Source organism: Streptomyces sp. NPDC036815, assembly GCF_055609205.1.
Genome location: NZ_JBVJPW010000001.1, coordinates 120443 through 137280, shown reverse-complemented (window position 1 = coordinate 137280; position 16838 = coordinate 120443). Strand labels below are relative to the sequence as shown.

Annotated in this window: 15 protein-coding genes and 1 tRNA gene; 11 read left to right on the top strand and 5 right to left on the bottom strand. The window is 73.7% G+C overall.

What is annotated here, in order from left to right; translation table 11 throughout:
- Positions 1–188 precede the first annotated feature (188 nt).
- Complete coding sequence (locus ACZ69I_RS00705) at positions 189–1685, top strand: tetratricopeptide repeat protein (RefSeq protein ID WP_470829848.1); 1497 nt, start codon at positions 189–191, stop codon at positions 1683–1685.
- Between the two features lie 38 nt (positions 1686–1723).
- Here ACZ69I_RS00705 and ACZ69I_RS00700 read toward each other — a convergent pair whose 3' ends face one another.
- Positions 1724–2317 carry a histidine phosphatase family protein gene (locus tag ACZ69I_RS00700; protein WP_467669723.1) on the bottom strand — a complete coding sequence of 198 codons (594 nt, stop codon included), beginning with the start codon at positions 2315–2317 and terminating at the stop codon, positions 1724–1726.
- 254 nt (positions 2318–2571) lie between these two features.
- Between ACZ69I_RS00700 and ACZ69I_RS00695 the strand changes: the two genes are divergently transcribed.
- The 7 genes from ACZ69I_RS00695 to ACZ69I_RS00665 all read left to right on the top strand — a co-directional run bounded on the left by ACZ69I_RS00695 (position 2572) and on the right by ACZ69I_RS00665 (position 9343).
- On the top strand, positions 2572–3543 hold the full coding sequence (locus tag ACZ69I_RS00695; RefSeq protein ID WP_470829847.1) for a phosphatase PAP2 family protein: 972 nt from the start codon (positions 2572–2574) through the stop codon (positions 3541–3543).
- Positions 3476–4633: a hypothetical protein gene (locus ACZ69I_RS00690; protein WP_470829846.1), complete on the top strand. Its 1158-nt coding sequence runs from the start codon at positions 3476–3478 to the stop codon at positions 4631–4633. Before ACZ69I_RS00695 ends, ACZ69I_RS00690 begins: the two co-directional genes overlap by 68 nt.
- A 118-nt stretch (positions 4634–4751) precedes the next feature.
- Positions 4752–6347, top strand: coding sequence for a hypothetical protein (locus ACZ69I_RS00685; RefSeq protein ID WP_470829844.1), 1596 nt, complete (start codon positions 4752–4754; stop codon positions 6345–6347).
- Positions 6347–7708: an AAA domain-containing protein gene (locus ACZ69I_RS00680; protein ID WP_467669731.1), complete on the top strand. Its 1362-nt coding sequence runs from the start codon at positions 6347–6349 to the stop codon at positions 7706–7708. The genes ACZ69I_RS00685 and ACZ69I_RS00680 overlap by 1 nt, the downstream gene beginning before the upstream one ends.
- Positions 7709–8200: 492 nt before the next feature.
- Positions 8201–8554 (top strand): hypothetical protein, encoded by a 354-nt coding sequence (locus tag ACZ69I_RS00675; protein ID WP_467669733.1) that lies wholly within the window; start codon positions 8201–8203, stop codon positions 8552–8554.
- A gap of 131 nt (positions 8555–8685) precedes the next feature.
- Positions 8686–9279: a bifunctional DNA primase/polymerase gene (locus tag ACZ69I_RS00670; RefSeq protein WP_470829841.1), complete on the top strand. Its 594-nt coding sequence runs from the start codon at positions 8686–8688 to the stop codon at positions 9277–9279.
- A tRNA-Lys gene (locus tag ACZ69I_RS00665) sits at positions 9270–9343 on the top strand. The genes ACZ69I_RS00670 and ACZ69I_RS00665 overlap by 10 nt, the downstream gene beginning before the upstream one ends.
- 101 nt (positions 9344–9444) lie before the next feature.
- Here the strand turns inward: ACZ69I_RS00665 and ACZ69I_RS00660 are convergent.
- A complete protein-coding gene (locus ACZ69I_RS00660) occupies positions 9445–10695 on the bottom strand; it encodes a M6 family metalloprotease domain-containing protein (protein WP_470830627.1) in 1251 nt (416 codons plus the stop codon).
- Positions 10696–11053: 358 nt separating this feature from the next.
- Between ACZ69I_RS00660 and ACZ69I_RS00655 the strand changes: the two genes are divergently transcribed.
- A complete protein-coding gene (locus tag ACZ69I_RS00655; protein ID WP_470829840.1) occupies positions 11054–12892 on the top strand; it encodes a putative bifunctional diguanylate cyclase/phosphodiesterase in 1839 nt (612 codons plus the stop codon).
- A gap of 598 nt (positions 12893–13490) precedes the next feature.
- On the opposite strand, the gene ACZ69I_RS00650 is transcribed toward ACZ69I_RS00655, so the two are convergent.
- Positions 13491–14582 (bottom strand): LLM class flavin-dependent oxidoreductase, encoded by a 1092-nt coding sequence (locus tag ACZ69I_RS00650; RefSeq protein ID WP_467670816.1) that lies wholly within the window; start codon positions 14580–14582, stop codon positions 13491–13493.
- A 113-nt stretch (positions 14583–14695) separates the two neighbouring features.
- Between ACZ69I_RS00650 and ACZ69I_RS00645 the strand changes: the two genes are divergently transcribed.
- Positions 14696–14944 carry a hypothetical protein gene (locus ACZ69I_RS00645; protein ID WP_467669739.1) on the top strand — a complete coding sequence of 83 codons (249 nt, stop codon included), beginning with the start codon at positions 14696–14698 and terminating at the stop codon, positions 14942–14944.
- Positions 14945–15009: 65 nt separating this feature from the next.
- Positions 15010–15201, top strand: a complete 192-nt coding sequence (locus tag ACZ69I_RS00640; RefSeq protein ID WP_467670818.1) for a hypothetical protein — start codon at positions 15010–15012, stop codon at positions 15199–15201.
- Here the strand turns inward: ACZ69I_RS00640 and ACZ69I_RS00635 are convergent.
- Positions 15191–15928, bottom strand: a complete 738-nt coding sequence (locus ACZ69I_RS00635) for a maleate cis-trans isomerase family protein (RefSeq protein ID WP_470829838.1) — start codon at positions 15926–15928, stop codon at positions 15191–15193. The genes ACZ69I_RS00640 and ACZ69I_RS00635 overlap by 11 nt on opposite strands.
- Positions 15925–16755, bottom strand: a complete 831-nt coding sequence (locus tag ACZ69I_RS00630) for a maleate cis-trans isomerase family protein (RefSeq protein ID WP_470829837.1) — start codon at positions 16753–16755, stop codon at positions 15925–15927. The genes ACZ69I_RS00635 and ACZ69I_RS00630 overlap by 4 nt, the downstream gene beginning before the upstream one ends.
- Positions 16756–16838: the final 83 nt, after the last annotated feature.

Here is a 16838-nt window from a genome sequence, read left to right as displayed (position 1 = left end):
CAGTTCATGGCAGATCGGGGGTGAGATATCCGGTTTGCAGACGAACCGGGCGTGGTGACCCCGTCACAGCGGGTACGTTCGTGCCCTGCCGGAACAGGGGCAGCTCCGCCGGAACCAGCGTGCGGACGCGGGCCCCGGTGCGCGAGCGTGGGCACAGTCCGGCACGATCCGCACGAGAGGGTCCGGCCATGGCGTCCTCACCGATGGCATCGTCAACTCAGTCCCCACGACCCAACCTTGCCTTCCGCAGACTCCGCGGACAGCGCTCGCCGGGCGAGTTCGCCGCGGCGGTGCGGCGGGCCGCGCGCGAGATCGGCGAGCGGGTCTGCTGCGACGCCCGCTACGTCGGACGGGTGGAGGCGGGCGAGATCCGCTGCCCCAACTACGCCTACGAACGGGTGTTCCTGCACATGTTCCCGGGCCGGACGCTGACGGACCTGGGCTTCGCCCCCCGCGCCCTGGTGCGCGGAAGGGGCGGGCGCGCCGAATCCGACGCGCCCGCGGTCCACAGCGCGAGCGAGACCGGCACCACGAGCCGGCCACCGACCGCCGTCCACCCGCCACCGACCACGATCCACTTGTACGCGTCCCATCCGTCCGGGTCCGACCCCCGCGCCTGCGATCCGTACGCGGTCCAGACCCACGAGGGGAGCGACGTGCAGCGTCGCGCATTCATGACCGGCTCCACGGCCACCGTGGCCGCCGCCCTCGGGCCCATCGGGCTCACCCTGGGCGGCCCGGCAGAGGCGGCCGCCCTGCGCGGGCGCAGGGTGGGCGACGCCGAGGCCGGGGCGGTCGAGGCGGCCGTCCGCAAGATCAGGCTGCTCGACGACCGGCACGGCGCCGCCGGGCTCTACCGGCGGGCGGCCGCGCCCCTGCGCACCGCCTACACCCTGCTCGACGCGGGGACCACCACCCGGCAGTCCACCTCCGACCGGCTGTACGCGGGCGCCGGTGAGCTGGCCATCTCCGTGGGCTGGCTGGCCCACGACTCGGGCCGCTTCGACGACGCCCGCTCGCACTACGCCGAGGCCCTCGCGACCGCCCGGGTCTGCTCGAACGCCGCCCTGGAGGCGCACGCCTTCTGCAACACGGCCTTCCTCGCGCGGGACGCGGGGCGCCCCCGGGAGTCGGTGCGGGCCGCGCAGGCGGCCACGCAGGCCGCCCGGCGGCTCGGCTCCCACCGGCTGCTCTCGCTCATCGCGCTGCGGGAGGCCGGGGGGTGGGCCGGGCTCGGCGACCGCTCCAACTGCGAGCAGGCGCTCGCGCGCGCCCACGCGCTCTTCGAGCGCGGGGCCGCGGAGGCCGATCCGGAGTGGATGTCCTTCTTCGGCACCGCCGAGCTCGCAGGTCTCGAGGCGCAGTGCTGGTCGGCCCTCGGCGAGTGGGCGCGGGCCGCCGGGCACGCGCGCCGCGCCGCGGACATCGCCGCCGCGCAGACCCCGCACTTCACCCGGAACATCGCCCTCTACACCGCCGAGCTCGCCGACGACCTGGCCCGCGCGGGCCACCCCGACGAGGCCGCGACGGCGGGGCTCCGGGTCCTCGCGCTCCTCGGCGACGTGCAGTCGACGCGCATCCAGTCGATGCTGGCCACGACGGCGCGGGTGCTCCTGCCGCACCGCAGCAGCGCCGGGGTGAGCGAGTTCCTGGAGGGGCACGCCTGTCTTCCGCACGCCGTGTAGACGCGGCGACGACGATCTCCCCTAGAACAGGTGTCCCGTTAGAACAGGTGTCCCGTCTCGTTCCACGACTCGACGGCGGGCTCTCCGTAGGCCCAGCCCAGGGTCGAGAGGGACGTCGGGTTGAGGCGGACGCGGGCGGCGAACTCGATGCCGAGCCCCAGCCAGCGGGCGCCGATGACGCGCAGGATGTGGCCGTGCGCGAAGACCAGCACGTCGCGGTCGGCGCTCCTGGCCCACTCGACCACCTCGTCCGCGCGGGCGGCGACCTGCGCCAGCGTCTCGCCCTCGGGGACGCCGTCGCGCCAGATGAACCAGCCGGGGCGGACCGCCTGGATGTCGGCGGGCGTCATCCCGTCGTACGCGCCGTAGTCGAACTCCATGAGCGCGTCCCAGGTGGTGGCGCGGTCGCCGAAGCCGGCGATCTCACAGGTCTCCCGCGCGCGGGAGAGCGGGCTCGTGCGCACCTCGACGTCCGGGAGGCCGTCGTAGGGCGCGCGGTGCAGCCGCTCGCCCAGGAGCTTGGCGCCGCGGCGGCCCTCCTCCAGGAGGGGGATGTCGGTCCTGCCGGTGTGCTTCCCGGACAGTGACCATTCCGTCTGTCCGTGCCGGGCCAGCAGGATGCGGGGTGCCATGGGACCTCTCCAAGTCGTACGCGTGCCCGCGCGGCCACCTGCGCCGACGGGACTTTTGATGCCTTTTGCGGACAGCGAGTGCCTGTCCCCTCCATCATCACCCACCCGGAAACACCCACCCGCCCGGCCTGGCAACCCACCCGCCGATCTCTGCGTCTTAGACGGCCGGGGGACGCCTCGACGGCTCGGGCCCACGCCGTAAAGTGAGGCCGCGGTATACGCCGCATGAACAGAGACGATGGGGGACCCACCGGATGCCGAAGACCGACGTGCCGGGCACCACGGGCATATCCGTCCACCGGCTTCGCTGGTGGACCGAGCTGCCGCTGATCGTGCTGGTGTACGCCGCGTACTCGGCCGGGCGGCTGGTCGTCCGGGGTGACGTCGCCAGTGCGGTCGACCACGGCCTGGGCATCCTCCGGGTCGAGCGGTTCCTGCGGATCGACGCGGAGAGCCCGCTGAACCGTCTCTTCACGGCGAACTCCTGGATCGGCGTCCCCGCGGACTTCTGGTACGCCTCGCTGCACTATCTCGTCACGCCGGCCGTTCTGATCTGGCTGTTCCGCAGCCGCGCGGTCCACTACCGCGCCGCACGCGCGTGGCTGATGATCTCCACCATGATCGGTCTGGTCGGGTTCACGCTTCTGCCGACCTGCCCTCCCCGGCTGCTCAGCAAGGGCCACGGCTTCGTCGACACGATGGCGCAGTACAGCGACTTCGGCTGGTGGGGCGGCGAGGCGAGCGCGCCCCGCGGCCTCGGCGGGATGACGAACCAGTACGCGGCCATGCCCAGCCTGCACGTGGGGTGGGCCCTGTGGTGCGGCGTGATGCTGTGGCGCTACGGACGCTCGCCGCTGACCCGGGCCGCCGCCGTCGCCTACCCGCTCATCACGACGATCGTGGTGATGGGCACCGCCAACCACTACTTCCTCGACGCGGTCGCGGGCTGCGCCGTGATGGGTGTCGGACTGCTGCTCGTACGGCCCGTGCAGCGCCTCGCGGAGCCCGTGATGAACCGGCTGCGGGCACGCTTCCTGCCGCCCTCGGCGGCCTCGTCCGCCCCAGAGTCCTCAATTGTCAGTGCCGGGTGCCAGACTTCGACGGGTGAGCGAATTCCCCGACAGCGCAAGCAGAGTGCCGCCGCCGGAGCCGAGCCGGGTGCCCGCTCCGCCGACGCCGGCCGACCGGCCGACGCCGGGGACGGCGCTCCGGCACCGGCTCACTGAGCTGCGCGGCGCGGACCTTCCCCCGCGGCCGCTGGACGCCCGTGCCCTGGCCGCGCTCGCGGCCAACCCCGGGTGCAGACGGCGGGCGCTGCTCGACGGCGCGGGCGTCGACAAGACGGCGCTCGCGCAGTCCCTCGGCTCCCCCTCCGGCTTCGGCCAGTCCCAGTTCGCGTTCGTCCGGGGCAACGCCTTCGAGGCGCGGGTCAAGGCCGACGGCGGCGCCGAGCTGCTGCGCCTGACCCACGGGCATCTGGGCGGCGGCCCAGAACCGGTGCCCGGCGATTCCGCCGTGCCCGACCTGTCGGCGGCGGGCCCCGAGGGCCGCGCGGCCCGCACGGCGCTCGCGCTGCGGGAGGCCACCGCGTCCGGGGGCTGGACGCTCCTGGACCACCCCATGCTGGCCCTGGACGTCGCGGGGACGCCCGCCTTCCTTGAGCCGGACGCCGTGGTGGTCCAGCCGGACGGCACCTGGACGGTCGTCGAGATCAAGTCCTTCCCCATGATCGACGGCTCCGCGGACGCGGCGAAGGTGGGCGCGGCCGCACGTCAGGCCGCGGTGTACGCGCTGGCGCTGGAGCGGGTCGCCGCACGCATGGACCCCGCCCCCCGCGTCCGGGACCACGTCCTCCTGGTCTGCCCCAAGGACTTCTCGAACCTCCCGGCGGCGTCCGCGATCGACGTCCACAAGCAGCTGTCGGTGACCCGCCGCCAGCTGGACCGGCTGGCCCGCGTCGAGGACATCGCGGCGGAGCTCCCCGAGGGCACCACGTTCGACGTACGGCGCCCCGCGGACGAGCTGACCGCGGCGGTCGAGGCGGTCCCCGCGGCGTACGCGCCCGAGTGCCTGGCCGCCTGCGAGCTGGCCTTCCACTGCCGGGACCGGGCCCGCGAGCAGGGCGACGTGACGTCCCTGGGGCGCTCGATCCGCGGTGAGCTGGGCGGTCTGACGACCATCGGGGAGGTCCTGGCGGCGGCCGCGGGGGAGGCCGGCGATCCGGCGGACCCGGCGGTGGCGGCGCTGCGGAGGGCGGCGGGGTTGCGGCGCGAGGCGGTTGCTGGCGTGGGCGCCTCGGGGGGTGGGTCGTGCTGAGCCTCGCCTGGGCGGGCGCCCGGGTGGGTGGGGCTTCCGTCGTGTCCCGGCTGGGTGCCCTGCCGCTTCGCGGCGGGATTTTCCCACCCACCCACCCTTGTTTTCCGGAGGTGCGCCCGTGTCTCTGATCGACAGTCTCGGGCGGCTCGAAGCCGTGCGTAGCGGGCGGGCCCAGCCTCGGGCCACCGTGCGGCACCGGCACGTCTCGCAGCGGCCCCTCGTCCTCGTGCCGCTCATCACCGCGGGCGAGACCGGTGCGCCGCTCGGCGCGCTCGTCGGGACCGAGCGCACCTCCCCCCGGCTGCTGACCGTCCCGCAGCCCCGCGACCGCGACCTGCGCTTCGCGTTCCTCGCGGAGCTCGCCGAGGTCGTCCTGCCGTACGTGGACGGCTTCGCGCAGGAGGTCGAGACGGCCGAGCGGAACGAGACCGACCCGGAGACCGGCAAGCGCGTCAAGGTCGAGGTCGAACTCTGCGCGGACGCCCCGCAGCTGATCGTCCCGAGCCGCGCGGGCATCGAGTTCGTGCGGCTCCTCGGCCGTTCGATGCGCTTTCGCCGCACCGCCGAGCAGGACCCCGACGCGCCCTATCCGGCGCCGCCCCGCGTGCCCCTCCTCGGCCGCTGGCTCACGCACTTCGGGGAGCGCGCCCGCGTGCCCGGCTCGTCGCTGCTCGTCGCCATGACCGAGCTGCTCTCCCGGCACTGGGCGACCGGCCAGTCCAGCCTGGAGGACCAGCACCTGGGCGCGCTGCTCGCCTGGATCGAGGCGCCGGAGGGCACCTCGGGGGCCGAGGCCGCGCTCCGCGCCGAGCTGGGCCGCGACGGGAACGGCCAGTTGCTGTGCCCGCCCGCAGGCCCGGCCACCGACCCGGCGTTCGACAACGACCTGCTGGCCCCGGCCATCGAGCGCTACGACCGCGCGCGCACCGCCCTGGCCGCCGCCGAGGACGGCGTGGAGGCCGACGAGCGGCTCGCGGGGCTGACCGCCGCCGAGCGGGAGATCCACGCCCTGATCGACAGCAGGACCCGCCCCACCTGGGACGCCGTGTGGCGCGGGCTCGACGCCCTGTGCACGCTGCCCGAGGCCCCGCGCGCCGCCGACCGGTGGACCCGCGACCGCTGGTCGTTCACGGGTCACCGCGACCGCGTGACGGCGGGCGAGCCGCCGCAGCCCCGCGTCGACGACGCGGTCACCGCGGCCAACAAGCTGGCCACGCGCGAGCGCGAACAGGCCCGCCTGGACGCCCAGGAGGCCCTCGACGACCCTCTGGTGATGGCAGGCCGCAGGCTCGCGGGCGAGGCCTTCGCCGGTGAGGTGACGGAGGTCGTCATGGCGTACAACGAGGCCAAGAGCCCGCGACCGCGCCCCCTGGTCACCGTCCGCACGGACGACCGGCCGCATCTCGGCGAGCGCACGAAGGTGTTCCGCTCCCTGGCGGGCAAACCGCAGACGGCGGAGTTCGTGGCGTACGAGGGGGAGGGCGTCGTCGTGCTGCGCCTCACCGACAAGATGGGCCGCGGCAAGGAGCCCGAGCCGGGGTCCGTGCCCGCCAAGGGCGACCGCATCTGCTGGACCCTCTTCGAGCACGAGCAGCGCGGCGGCCCCCAGCTGCCCGACCCCGAGGCCACCCCGTGGACGCACGGCGGGCCGCCCGCCGACCCCACGGGCGACCCCGAGCGCCCCGACCCCGTGACCGCGGAGGACACCCTGTGATGCAGCTGGGCCCGCCCGCGGGCGGCACCTTCGACCCGGGCGCCGAGGCGGCGCGCGCCACGGAGGCGATCCTCCACGACACGCTGCACGGCACGCACCGCGGTGTCGTGGTCGACTCGCCACCCGGCGCGGGGAAGTCGACGCTCGTGGTGCGCGCGGCGCGTGAACTGGCCGCGGCAGGGCGCCCGTTGATGATCATCGCGCAGACGAACGCGCAGGTGGACGACCTGGTCCTGCGCCTCGCCGAGAAGGACCCCGAGCTTCCGGTGGGCCGCCTGCACAGCAGCGACCCCGACCCGTACGACAAGGCGCTCGACGACCTGGCGAACGTCCGCAAGTCCACCAAGGCGGGCGACCTCGCGGGTCTGGACGTCGTCATCTCGACGGCCGCGAAGTGGGCGCACGTCAAGGCCGACCAGCTGGACGCGCCGTGGGGCCACGCCATCGTCGACGAGGCGTACCAGATGCGTTCGGACGCGCTGCTCGCCGTGGCGGGGCTCTTCGAGCGGGCGCTCTTCGTGGGTGACCCGGGGCAGTTGGACCCGTTCTCGATCGTCGGCGCGGAGCAGTGGGCCGGTCTTTCGTACGACCCGTCGGCGTCCGCCGTGACGACGCTGCTCGCCCACAATCCCGAGCTGCCGCAGCACCGCCTGCCGGTGTCCTGGCGGCTGCCCGCGTCGGCCGCGCCCCTCGTCTCCGACGCGTTCTACCCGTACACGCCGTTCCGCAGCGGCACGGGGCACGAGGACCGTGCGCTGAGCTTCGCGGTGCCGTCGGACGGGTCGGCCCCGGACCGGGTGATCGACGAGGCGGCGCTGTCGGGCTGGGGCCTGCTCGAGCTGCCCGCGCGCAATACGCCGCGTACGGATCCCGAGGCGGTGCGCGCGCTGGCCCAGGTCGTCCGCCGCCTCCTGGACCGGGGCGGGGCCGCCACGTCGGAGCGCGGTCCGGAGCCCGCGCCGCTCACCGCCGACCGTGTCGCCGTCGGCACGGCTCACCGGGACCAGGCGGCGGCGGTCCGTGCGGCCCTCGCCGAGCTGGGCGTCAGCGATGTCACGGTGGACACGGCGAACCGTCTGCAGGGCCGTGAGTACGACGTGACGGTCGTCCTGCACCCGCTGTCGGGCCGCCCCGACGCGACCGCCTTCCACCTGGAGACGGGCCGCCTCTGCGTCCTGACCTCGCGGCACCGGCACGCGTGCATCGTGGTCTGCCGCGCCGGGGTGGACGCCCTCCTGGACGACCATCCCTCGACGGAGCCGGTTCAGCTGGGGGTCACGGTGAAGTTCCCCGACGGGTGGGAGGCGAACCATGCGGTGTTCGCGCGGCTGGGGGAGCATCGGGTGTCGTGGCCTCGTTGAGGGGGGGGCGCGGGGGGCGCGGGGCGCCGGGGGCGGGTGCGTCTGCGGGTGGGCTGGGGTTGCTCGCGCAGTTCCCCGCGCCCCTGGACAAGCCGCCCACCCGCCTGCGACGAATGCTCGCCATGCGGCTGCGGGCCGCTGGGGTTGCTCGCGCCGTTCCCCGCGCCCCTGGACGAGCCGCCCACCCGCCTGCGACGAGTGCTCGCCATGCGGCTGCGGGCCGCTGGGGTTGCTCGCGCCGTTCCTCGCGCCCCTGGACAAGCCGCCTACGCGGCTGCGGGGAGCGCGTGTGGTGCGGCTGGGGGTGCTCGTGCGGGTCGTGTCCCCGGCAGGGGTGCGGGGAACTGCGTGAGCGGGCCGCGAGGAGGCGCGGACGTGGCCGCGGGTGGGCGGTTGCGCGGGGCGCCCAGCCCCCCGCCCCCTTGTGCGGCAAGGGAGAATAAGAGTCGGCCGGGCACCGGACGGACAGCCCGTACACGAGGAGGAGACACCATGGCGGAGCCCGAGCGGCCCCGGACCGAGCAGCGCATGCGCCCCGCGCCGCTGCTCTTCGAGCCCGCGGAAGCCACCGGCGACCCCGAGCACTTCTTCGACCTGGAGTCGATGGAGGACCCGCGCGAGCTCCTCGACCGCGCGACCGAGCTGACCCACGCGTTCCGCGCCGCGACGGACCGGTCGATCGAGTTCCAGGCCATCGCGGCCGCCCAGCTCGCCGACCCGCGCCGGTTCGACCGCCTGACGCTCGCGAGCATCGCGGAGCGCGCGGAGTGGACCGAGGACTACGCGCGGAAGATGGTCGAGTTCGGCCGGGATCTGCTGCGCGGCGGCACCGAGAAGCCGGGGTAGCGGAGCGGAGGCGTGCCGCGACGGCTACTGGCATATGCCAGTAGGGCAAGGTACTCCCCTCCACCCCCCTCTGTCCCGGTTTCCCCTAACTCCCGGAACGGGAACCTTCACCGCCGGTACACCTTCCTGTCATGAGCAGTGCTTCCCTCCACGCCTCCGCCGTCACCGCCGAAGGGGCCGCCTGGCTCGCCTCCGCGGAGACGTATCCGCGCAGCGCCCTCGCCCTCTGGCGGAGCGCGCCCGCCGCCCCCGCCGTGCTCCCCTGCGGCTCCGCCTTCGACGTCGTGAGCGTCCCCGCGGTCTTCGGGCGGCGGATGCTCGACCGGTTATGGGCGGAAGGGCCCGGCTCGGGGCCGGTAGCCGCCCACCGCGGCCGCGTCCTGCTCTTCGCCGCCCCCGGCACCGCCCAGCGCCTGCCCGCCCTCCTGGAGTGGGAGGAGTGGGGCCCCGCCGTCCCGTCCGTCCTCTGCCACGGCACCGGCGACGCGGTCACCGTGCCGCCGCTCACGGCCGCCGGCGCCCCGGACCCGGTACCCGGCGGGCACCTCGGATCCCGCTGGCTGGTCGCCCCCGACACCCGTCACCCCTGGCTGCCGGGGCCCGAGGTAATGCTCTGGGCCTGTGTCCGGGCGGCCAGGTCGGCGACCTCCTCCGCCGTGCGCATATCGATTTTTCCTGGCGGCGATCAGAGTGCTAAGGTCTACGACGTCAGCAGGCGCCGCTAGCTCAGTTGGTTAGAGCAGCTGACTCTTAATCAGCGGGTCCGGGGTTCGAGTCCCTGGCGGCGCACAGACGGTGAGAAGCCCCTCGCGAGAGCGAGGGGCTTCTTGCGTGTGCGCCTTGCGTGTGCGGGCGCCTGTCGTACGGCAGACCGGTTCAAGGGCAGGCCCTCAGCCCGTCGTGACCTGCACCGTCCAGGCTCCGGAGGCCGTCCGCCCCGCCACCTCCACGCGTACGTCCTCACCGGGCACCGTGAAGCTCTCCCCCGCCCGCACCGGGGCGTCCGCCAGCTGCGGGTACACCGATTCGCCCCAGCAGGCGCCGGAGTCCGGGTGGGCGTCGACCACCTCGACGGGGCCGCCGCCCGACGGCGCCTCGTTCCGTACCTCGTAGAGGAGCACTCCCTCCGTGCACGTCGCGCGGTCGTTGCCGAGGGAGCCGCGCGCCTCCAGGACGAGCGCGGAGCCCCGGCCCGTGCGGACCACGGCGAGCCGGGTGCCGCCGAGGGCGCCGGGCGCCTGCGGTGCCGCCAGCGGGTCCAGGGTCAGCCGCTCCGTCCCCGCCGCCACGCACCGCACCTGTCGCCCCTCCAGCCAGCCCAGCTTCCACTTGTGCCACCCGAAGAGGTCGGGGGCGAGGCCGAACTGGCTGCCCATGACGTCCCAGTCGCCGACGTGGGTGTCCCAGTCGCCCTTGCCGTCGGTCGGCCGGTGGTACAGGTCGGGCAGGTCGAAGACGTGGCCCGTCTCGTGGGCCAGGACGTTGCGGTCGGGCGGGTGCCGCTCGAAGACGGTGACGATGCGGCGGATGTCCGTGCCGTCGGCCCGCATCGGCCGGTCGAAGTTCACCACCTTCGTGGCGTCCGAGTCGACGCCCGGCGCGTCCGGGTCGGCGACGAAGTAGACGACGTCGAACCGCGAGAAGTCGACCTGCGGATCGGCCGCGGCCACCGCGTCGCGCAGATAGGCGGCACGGCGCTTGGCGTTCCAGTCGCGCTGTATGGCGTACGAGAGGGAGCCGTGCGGCATCCTGACCCACTCGCGCTGCGGATGCGGGGTCAGCCGGAACTTTCCGTACGAGGCGCGTTCGAAGAACTGGCTGGTGGCCGGGAAGTAGTCGGCGGCCAGTTCCCCGGGCGTGGACAGGGGCGGGGAGTCGGGGAAGGAGAGGAACACCATCACCGCGTTCAGGTTCCTGACGGGGCGCGGGTAGGCGGTGTTCCAGGTGTCGAGGCCCTCCGAGTGGTGCGCGGTGGTGCGGCGCAGGGCGCACGGACCCGCGGTGGGCTCGGCGATGGCGGGGCCCGCGACCAGGGAGGTGGCGGCCAGGGCGGTCAGCGAGGTGAGCAGGGCGGCGGTGCTGCGCAGACGGGAGTTCTCCCCTCCACGGGTGAGTCCCCTAGGGGGGAGCTGACGCGGCACGTCGACCTCCGGGTGCGGAATGCGGGACACCCCACCCACCTTGTGATGTTTTGTTGAAGTACGCCCTGTTTGTCTGGCCCTTCCGAGTGAGGAGGAGGGAGGAGGGCGACACCCCGAACGCTCACGGAACGTCACAAGCGATCGGGTCGCAGCGCAACCAGTTCAGGGCCGAGCAGAAACGATCTGCCGAGGGCCGCGCGCCCCACTCGACCCGGTGATACGGCTGGAAGGGGCCGCGGGGCGACCTCTATGATCGGCACACTTTCCTGCGCGGGCCCGGCCTCCACACCACCGCCCGCCCTCAGCCGGGCGCCCGACGAGACCTGTTCGAGAACAAACTGCACTGCGGGAGCCAGCGGTGAACGGAACGTCCGAAGGGCCCACCCCCACGACGGTCACAGCGCCCGGAACCCGGGCCGGTGTCACGGAGCGTCGCCGCACGGCGCGGTCCGACTACCGCGCCGCCTTCGCGGCCGCGCCCCTGCCCCTCGCCGTCGTCGACGGCGAGGGCCTGGTCCTCAGTGCCAACGACGCCCTTGCCGCCCTCTTCGGCGCGGCCCCCGGGGCGCTCACCGGGAGCGTCGCCGCCGAGCTGATCGACCTGAGCTCCGACGCCCGCACCTGGCACGCGTACCGCGAGGTGCTGCGCGGGCGGCAGGCCAGGCTGCGCTGCACCCGGCGCCTGAAGCACCCCGACGGGCACTCGCTGTGGGTCCAGATCACCGTCTCGCCGATGCCGGAGTCCGCGGGGCGCGGTGCGGGCGGAGCCGTCGGGCGCGGTGCGGGCGGGGCCGCTCTCCTCTCCGCCACCGACATCAGCGCGCGCCGCGAGCTGCAGGCCCGGCTGCGCCATGTGCAGATGCACGACCCGGTGACCCGGCTGCCCAACCGCAACCTCTTCTTCGAGCGCCTCGCCTCGGCGCTCGAAGCGGGGACGTACGACGACACGAGCACCGGACGGATCGGGCTCTGCTATCTCGACCTCGACGGGTTCAAGGCGGTCAACGACACCCTCGGCCACCGGGTCGGCGACCGGCTGCTCGCCGCCGTCGCGGAACGGCTCACCCGCTGCGCGGACCGGGCCGGGTACGGCAGGTCGGCGGCGCCGCTGGTCGCGCGCCTGGGCGGCGACGAGTTCGCGCTGCTCGTCGAGGACTCCACCGGCACGGACCAGCTGGTGGACCTCGCCGACACGACGCTGGCGGCGCTGCAGGAGCCGTTCGACCTGTCCGGGCAGCGGCTCTCCGTCTCCGCGTCCATCGGCGTCGTGGAGCGCCGCGCCGCGGGCACCACCACGACGGGGCTCATGCAGGCCGCCGACACCACGCTGTACTGGGCGAAGACGGACGGCAAGGCCCGCTGGACGCTCTTCGACCCCGAACGCAACGCCCACCGCATGACCCGCCAGGCGCTCGCCAGCTCACTGCGGCCCGCCGTCGAGCGGGGCGAGTTCGTCCTGGACTACCAGCCGCTGGTGGGGCTCGACGACGAGGGCGTGCACGGGGTCGAGGCGCTGGTGCGGTGGCAGCATCCGCAGTTCGGTCTCCTGACGCCGAATCGGTTCATCGGACTGGCGGAGGAGGACGGGTCGATCGTGCAGCTGGGGCGCTGGGTGCTGCGCAGTGCCTGCAGGCAGGCGCGGTCCTGGCAGCTGGAGCATCCGGAGCGGGAGCCCGTGTTCGTCAGCGTCAACGTGGCGGTGCGGCAGGTGTGGGACTCCGACCTGGTCGCGGACGTCGCGGAGATCCTCGCCGAGACCGGACTCCCCGCGCGTCTCCTGCAGTTGGAGCTCACCGAGTCCGCCGTCATGGGCTCGGCGGGGCGGCCGCTGCAGGCCCTGCAGGCGCTCAGCGACATGGGGGTGCGGATCGCCATCGACGACTTCGGGACGGGCTACTCGAACCTGGCGTACCTGAGCCGGCTCCCGGTCTCCGTACTGAAGCTGGACGGTTCCTTCGTGCGGGGTTTCCAGTACGAGGAGGGGGAGGCGCACACGAATCGCGCCGACGAGGTGATCGTGGAGGCGATGGTCCAGCTCGCGCATCGGCTGGGGCTCACGGTGGTGGCGGAGTGCGTGGAGACTGCGTCTCAGGCTGCGCGGCTTCGGAAGATCGGGTGCGATACGGGGCAGGGGTGGCTGTACTCCCGCCCCGTTGCGGCGGATCGTATCTCCGTACTGTTGCGGGGTGCGTCGTAGGGGGGGGCGGGGTTCTGTGTGGGGGTCTGTGCGTGGGCCTGTGCGGCTCGCAGGGGGCTGGTCGCGCAGTTCCCCGCGCCCCTGAAAGAACGCCCCACGCCCTGCCGCCTCAGCGGCGCGGGCGGGTGCGGCCAGTCCCGGGTCGCTGAAAGAACGCCCCGCGCCCTGCCCCCGCAGCGCCACCGGCGGGTGCGGCCCGTCGCGGGTTGCTCGCGCAGTTCCCCGCGCCCCTTGGAGGGGCCTGCGGCCCCATGAGGGGTGCGAGGAACACATACGCCCCGCACCCAACAGCGACACGTTCGCCCCCTCTAAGGGGCGCGGGGAACTGCGCGAGCGACCACACCCAATCCGCACCCGAAAACCCACAGGCCACCCCCTAGGGGCGCGGGGAACTGCGCGAGCAAGCACAAACAACCCGCACCCGACAGCGACACGTTCACCCCCCAGGGGGCGCGAGGAACTGCGCGACCAGCCCCACACAACCCGAGCCTGAAAACCCACAGGCCACCCCCCAAGGGGCGCGGGGAACTGCGCGCAGCCCCCCACGACCCGCACCCGAACCCCTACAGCCCCCCTGCCCCCAACCCCGCCAGCTCGCCTAGCCAGGCAACCCGTATGCGTTCGCGATGAGTTCATAAGACCGCACCCGCACCTCACCCCCGTGCGCGTTCCCCGTGATCATCAGCTCGTCCGCCCCCGTCCGCTTCGCGAGGTCGTCCAGGCCCGTGCGGACCTGGTCCGCGGTGCCGTGGATGACGTTGGAGTTCCAGGAGTGGACGAACTCCCGCTCCATCTCGGTGAATTCGTGCGCCGCCGCCTCCTCGGGGGTGGGGACGAGGCCGGGGCGGCCGGTGCGCAGGCGGACCATGTTCAGGGCGGCCGCCATGACCTGGCGCCGGGCCTCGTTCTCGTCGTCGGTCGCGAGCGCCGAGACGCCGATGAGGGCGTAGGGGGCGTCCAGGAGCGCGGAGGGCTTGAACGACTCGCGGTAGAGGTCGAGCGCCGGAATCGTGTTCTGCGCGGAGAAGTGGTGCGCGAAGGCGAATGGCAGGCCGAGCGCCCCGGCGAGGCGCGCGCTGAAGCCGGAGGAGCCGAGCAGCCAGAGGGGCGGGCGGTGCGTGGACTGGACGCCACCGGGCGAGGTGGCCTGGACGGGCCCGGGGACGGCGTGGATGCGCCGGTAGGGGTGGCCGTCGGGGAAGTCGTCGTCCAGGAAGCGGGTGAGCTCGGCGAGCTGCTGGGGGAAGTCGTCGGCGCCTTCGTTCAGGCGGTCCGTGCGGCGCAGCGCCGCGGCGGTCGCGCCGTCCGTGCCGGGCGCGCGGCCGAGGCCCAGGTCGACGCGGCCCGGGGCCATCGCCTCCAGCGTGCCGAACTGTTCGGCGATGACGAGCGGCGCGTGGTTGGGCAGCATGACGCCGCCGGAGCCGAGCCGGATGCGGCCGGTGTGGGCGGCGAGGTGGGCGAGGATCACGGCAGGGGAGGACGAGGCGACGCCGGGCATGGAGTGGTGCTCGGCGACCCAGTAGCGGTGGTAGCCGCGGGCCTCGGCCAGCTTGGCGATCTCCACGCTGGTGCGCAGCGCGTCGGTGGCGGTGCGCCCCGCGCCGACGGTGACGAGGTCGAGCACGGACAGGGGCACGGGCGCGGTGCCGTGCCGCTCGCCGCGGATGCCGTCGCTGGTCGGGTCCACTGTCACTTGGGGTGCCTCCTGCACTGCGTGCGTACGTCGTCTCGTGGCTCTCGTGGCTACGGGACCCATAACAGGAGGCTCACTCCGTTTTATTCCCCGCTACCGTGCAGACCATGGCTGATCCCCTGAAGACCCTCGTCGACGGAGTCGAGGTCGAAGTGCCCAACACCATCCCGGACATCCGCGCCGCCCTGCCCGAGGGACGGCGCACCGAGTTCGACCGGGCCATCAACGCGGCGGGGGTCGACGAGATCCACGCCGTGATGCGGCACTGGATGCTGGAGGCCGTGCCCGATCCCGACGCCGAGGCCCGCCTCGCCCGGCTCGCCTCCGACGAGGCGGAGAGGCGGGGCACGTCGTGAGCCCTCGTCACCGCAGGACGCACCGCGTCACCTACGCGCCGCCCGCCGACGACACCCTCGCCAAGATGGGCGACGCCGACGCCTTCCGCGCCGCGCTGACCCGGACCCTGGGCCGGGACCCGTACGGCTACGGCTCCACTCCCGTACGGGACGACCCCGACCGCCGCGAGGCGACGGTCGACGGCGCCATCGTCCTCTATTACGTCTCCGGGTCGGTCCAGACGTTAACGGTGGTCAGGCTGATCCTCAGTCCTTGACCTGGACCAGCGGCTCCTTCGTGAAGAGGTGCCCGAGGGCCGGCGCGTTGACCCTGCGCCCGGCCAGCCGCAGGGCCTCCCAGACGGTGACCTGATTGGCCGTCAGGACCGGCTTGCCGAGCGCGGATTCCAGGTCGGCGACGTACGCGGCCGTGTGCAGCGCCGTGTCCGGCAGGAGCACCGCCTGGGCGTCCGGGTGGTCACCGTCGCGGGCCAGGGCGAGCACCTCGTCGCGGCCCCACGTGCCGACCTCGGCCGCCGTGATGATGCCGCTGCCCCGCGCCGAGACGACCTCCGCCCCCGATGCCTTCAGGAACGCCGAGAAGTGTGCGGCCACGTCCTCGGGATAGGTGGCCGCGACCGCGACGCGGACCGCGCCCACCTCGCGCGCGGCGTGCGCGAAGGCGAACGAGGTCGACGACGCGGGCAGCCCCGCGGCCAGAGCCAGCTCGCGCACCTGGTCGTGCGCGCCCTCCCAGCCGAAGACGAAGCTGGCGCTGGTGCACGCCCACACCACCGCCTCGGCGCCGGAGAGCCGCAGTTCCTCGACGCCCGCGGCGAGCCGCGGGCCCGCGCCCATCTCGCGGAGCGCGTCGACCCGGTGCGCGTCCTCGCCGATGTCCGTGTGGACGACCTGCAGCCGGACGTCGCTGCCGAGCATCTGCTCCATGCGGGGGTAGTCGTCCTCGGCCGAGTGCCCCGGGTAGAGAAATCCGAGTGCCGTCACGTCCAGCCTCCTCCTTCTGCGGGTGGTACTTCGGGCAGGCCCTGCGGCGGGGCCGGCGGCTCGAACGGGATCGCGCCCGGCCGTGCCGTCGGATCGATCAGTGCCTGATAGGGCCCTACCGCACGCGTACCCAGCCGACGCAGGGCGGACCACATCGTCACCTGGTTCGCGGAGATCACCGGCATCCGCAGCTCCGCTTCCAGCTGCGGGATGACGTCGTACGTCGGGAGGTTCGTACAGCTGATGAACAGGGCGTCGACGTCGCCGCCCCTGCTCCGGACCGCCCGCCGCGCCATGTCCGCCACGTCCCGGTAGGGCACCTTCCAGATGTGCCGGGTGAGTCCGAGGTAGGCGCGCGTGGCGACGGTGACGTCGGCCTCGCCCAGGTACTCCTCCAGGGACTGGGTCACCGACCAGGTGTAGGGCGTGACCAGCGCGATGCGCCGCGCGCCCAGTTCGTCGAGGGCTTCCAGGAGGGCGCCGGAGGTGGTCACCGAGGCGACCGCGCCCTCCCGCGTCATGGCTTCGCACATCGCGCGCTCGCCCGCGATGCCGCCGACGAAACTGCCCGAAGTGCAGGCGTACGCGAGGACTTCGGGCTCGGCGGCGGTCAGCGCGCGGACCGCCTCGGCGAGCGTCTCGTGCTCGCTGACCAGGCGCGCCAGGTCGAGGCTGACCTCGACGGGCACGTACGGCGTACGGGTCAGATGGAGCGAGATCTCGTCCGGGATCCACCGCCACAGTTCGCGGTCGAGGACGAAGTCGAAAGGGGCAACGACACCTACACCTCGTTGAGGGTGCGGTCCGCCGAGGAAAGAGACGTCCATGAACAGTCCCCAAGTTCGTGCGTGGGTTCAGGGACCGGCCGGGGGCCGGGACGAGCGATGCCGGCGACGCGCCGGGACGTCGG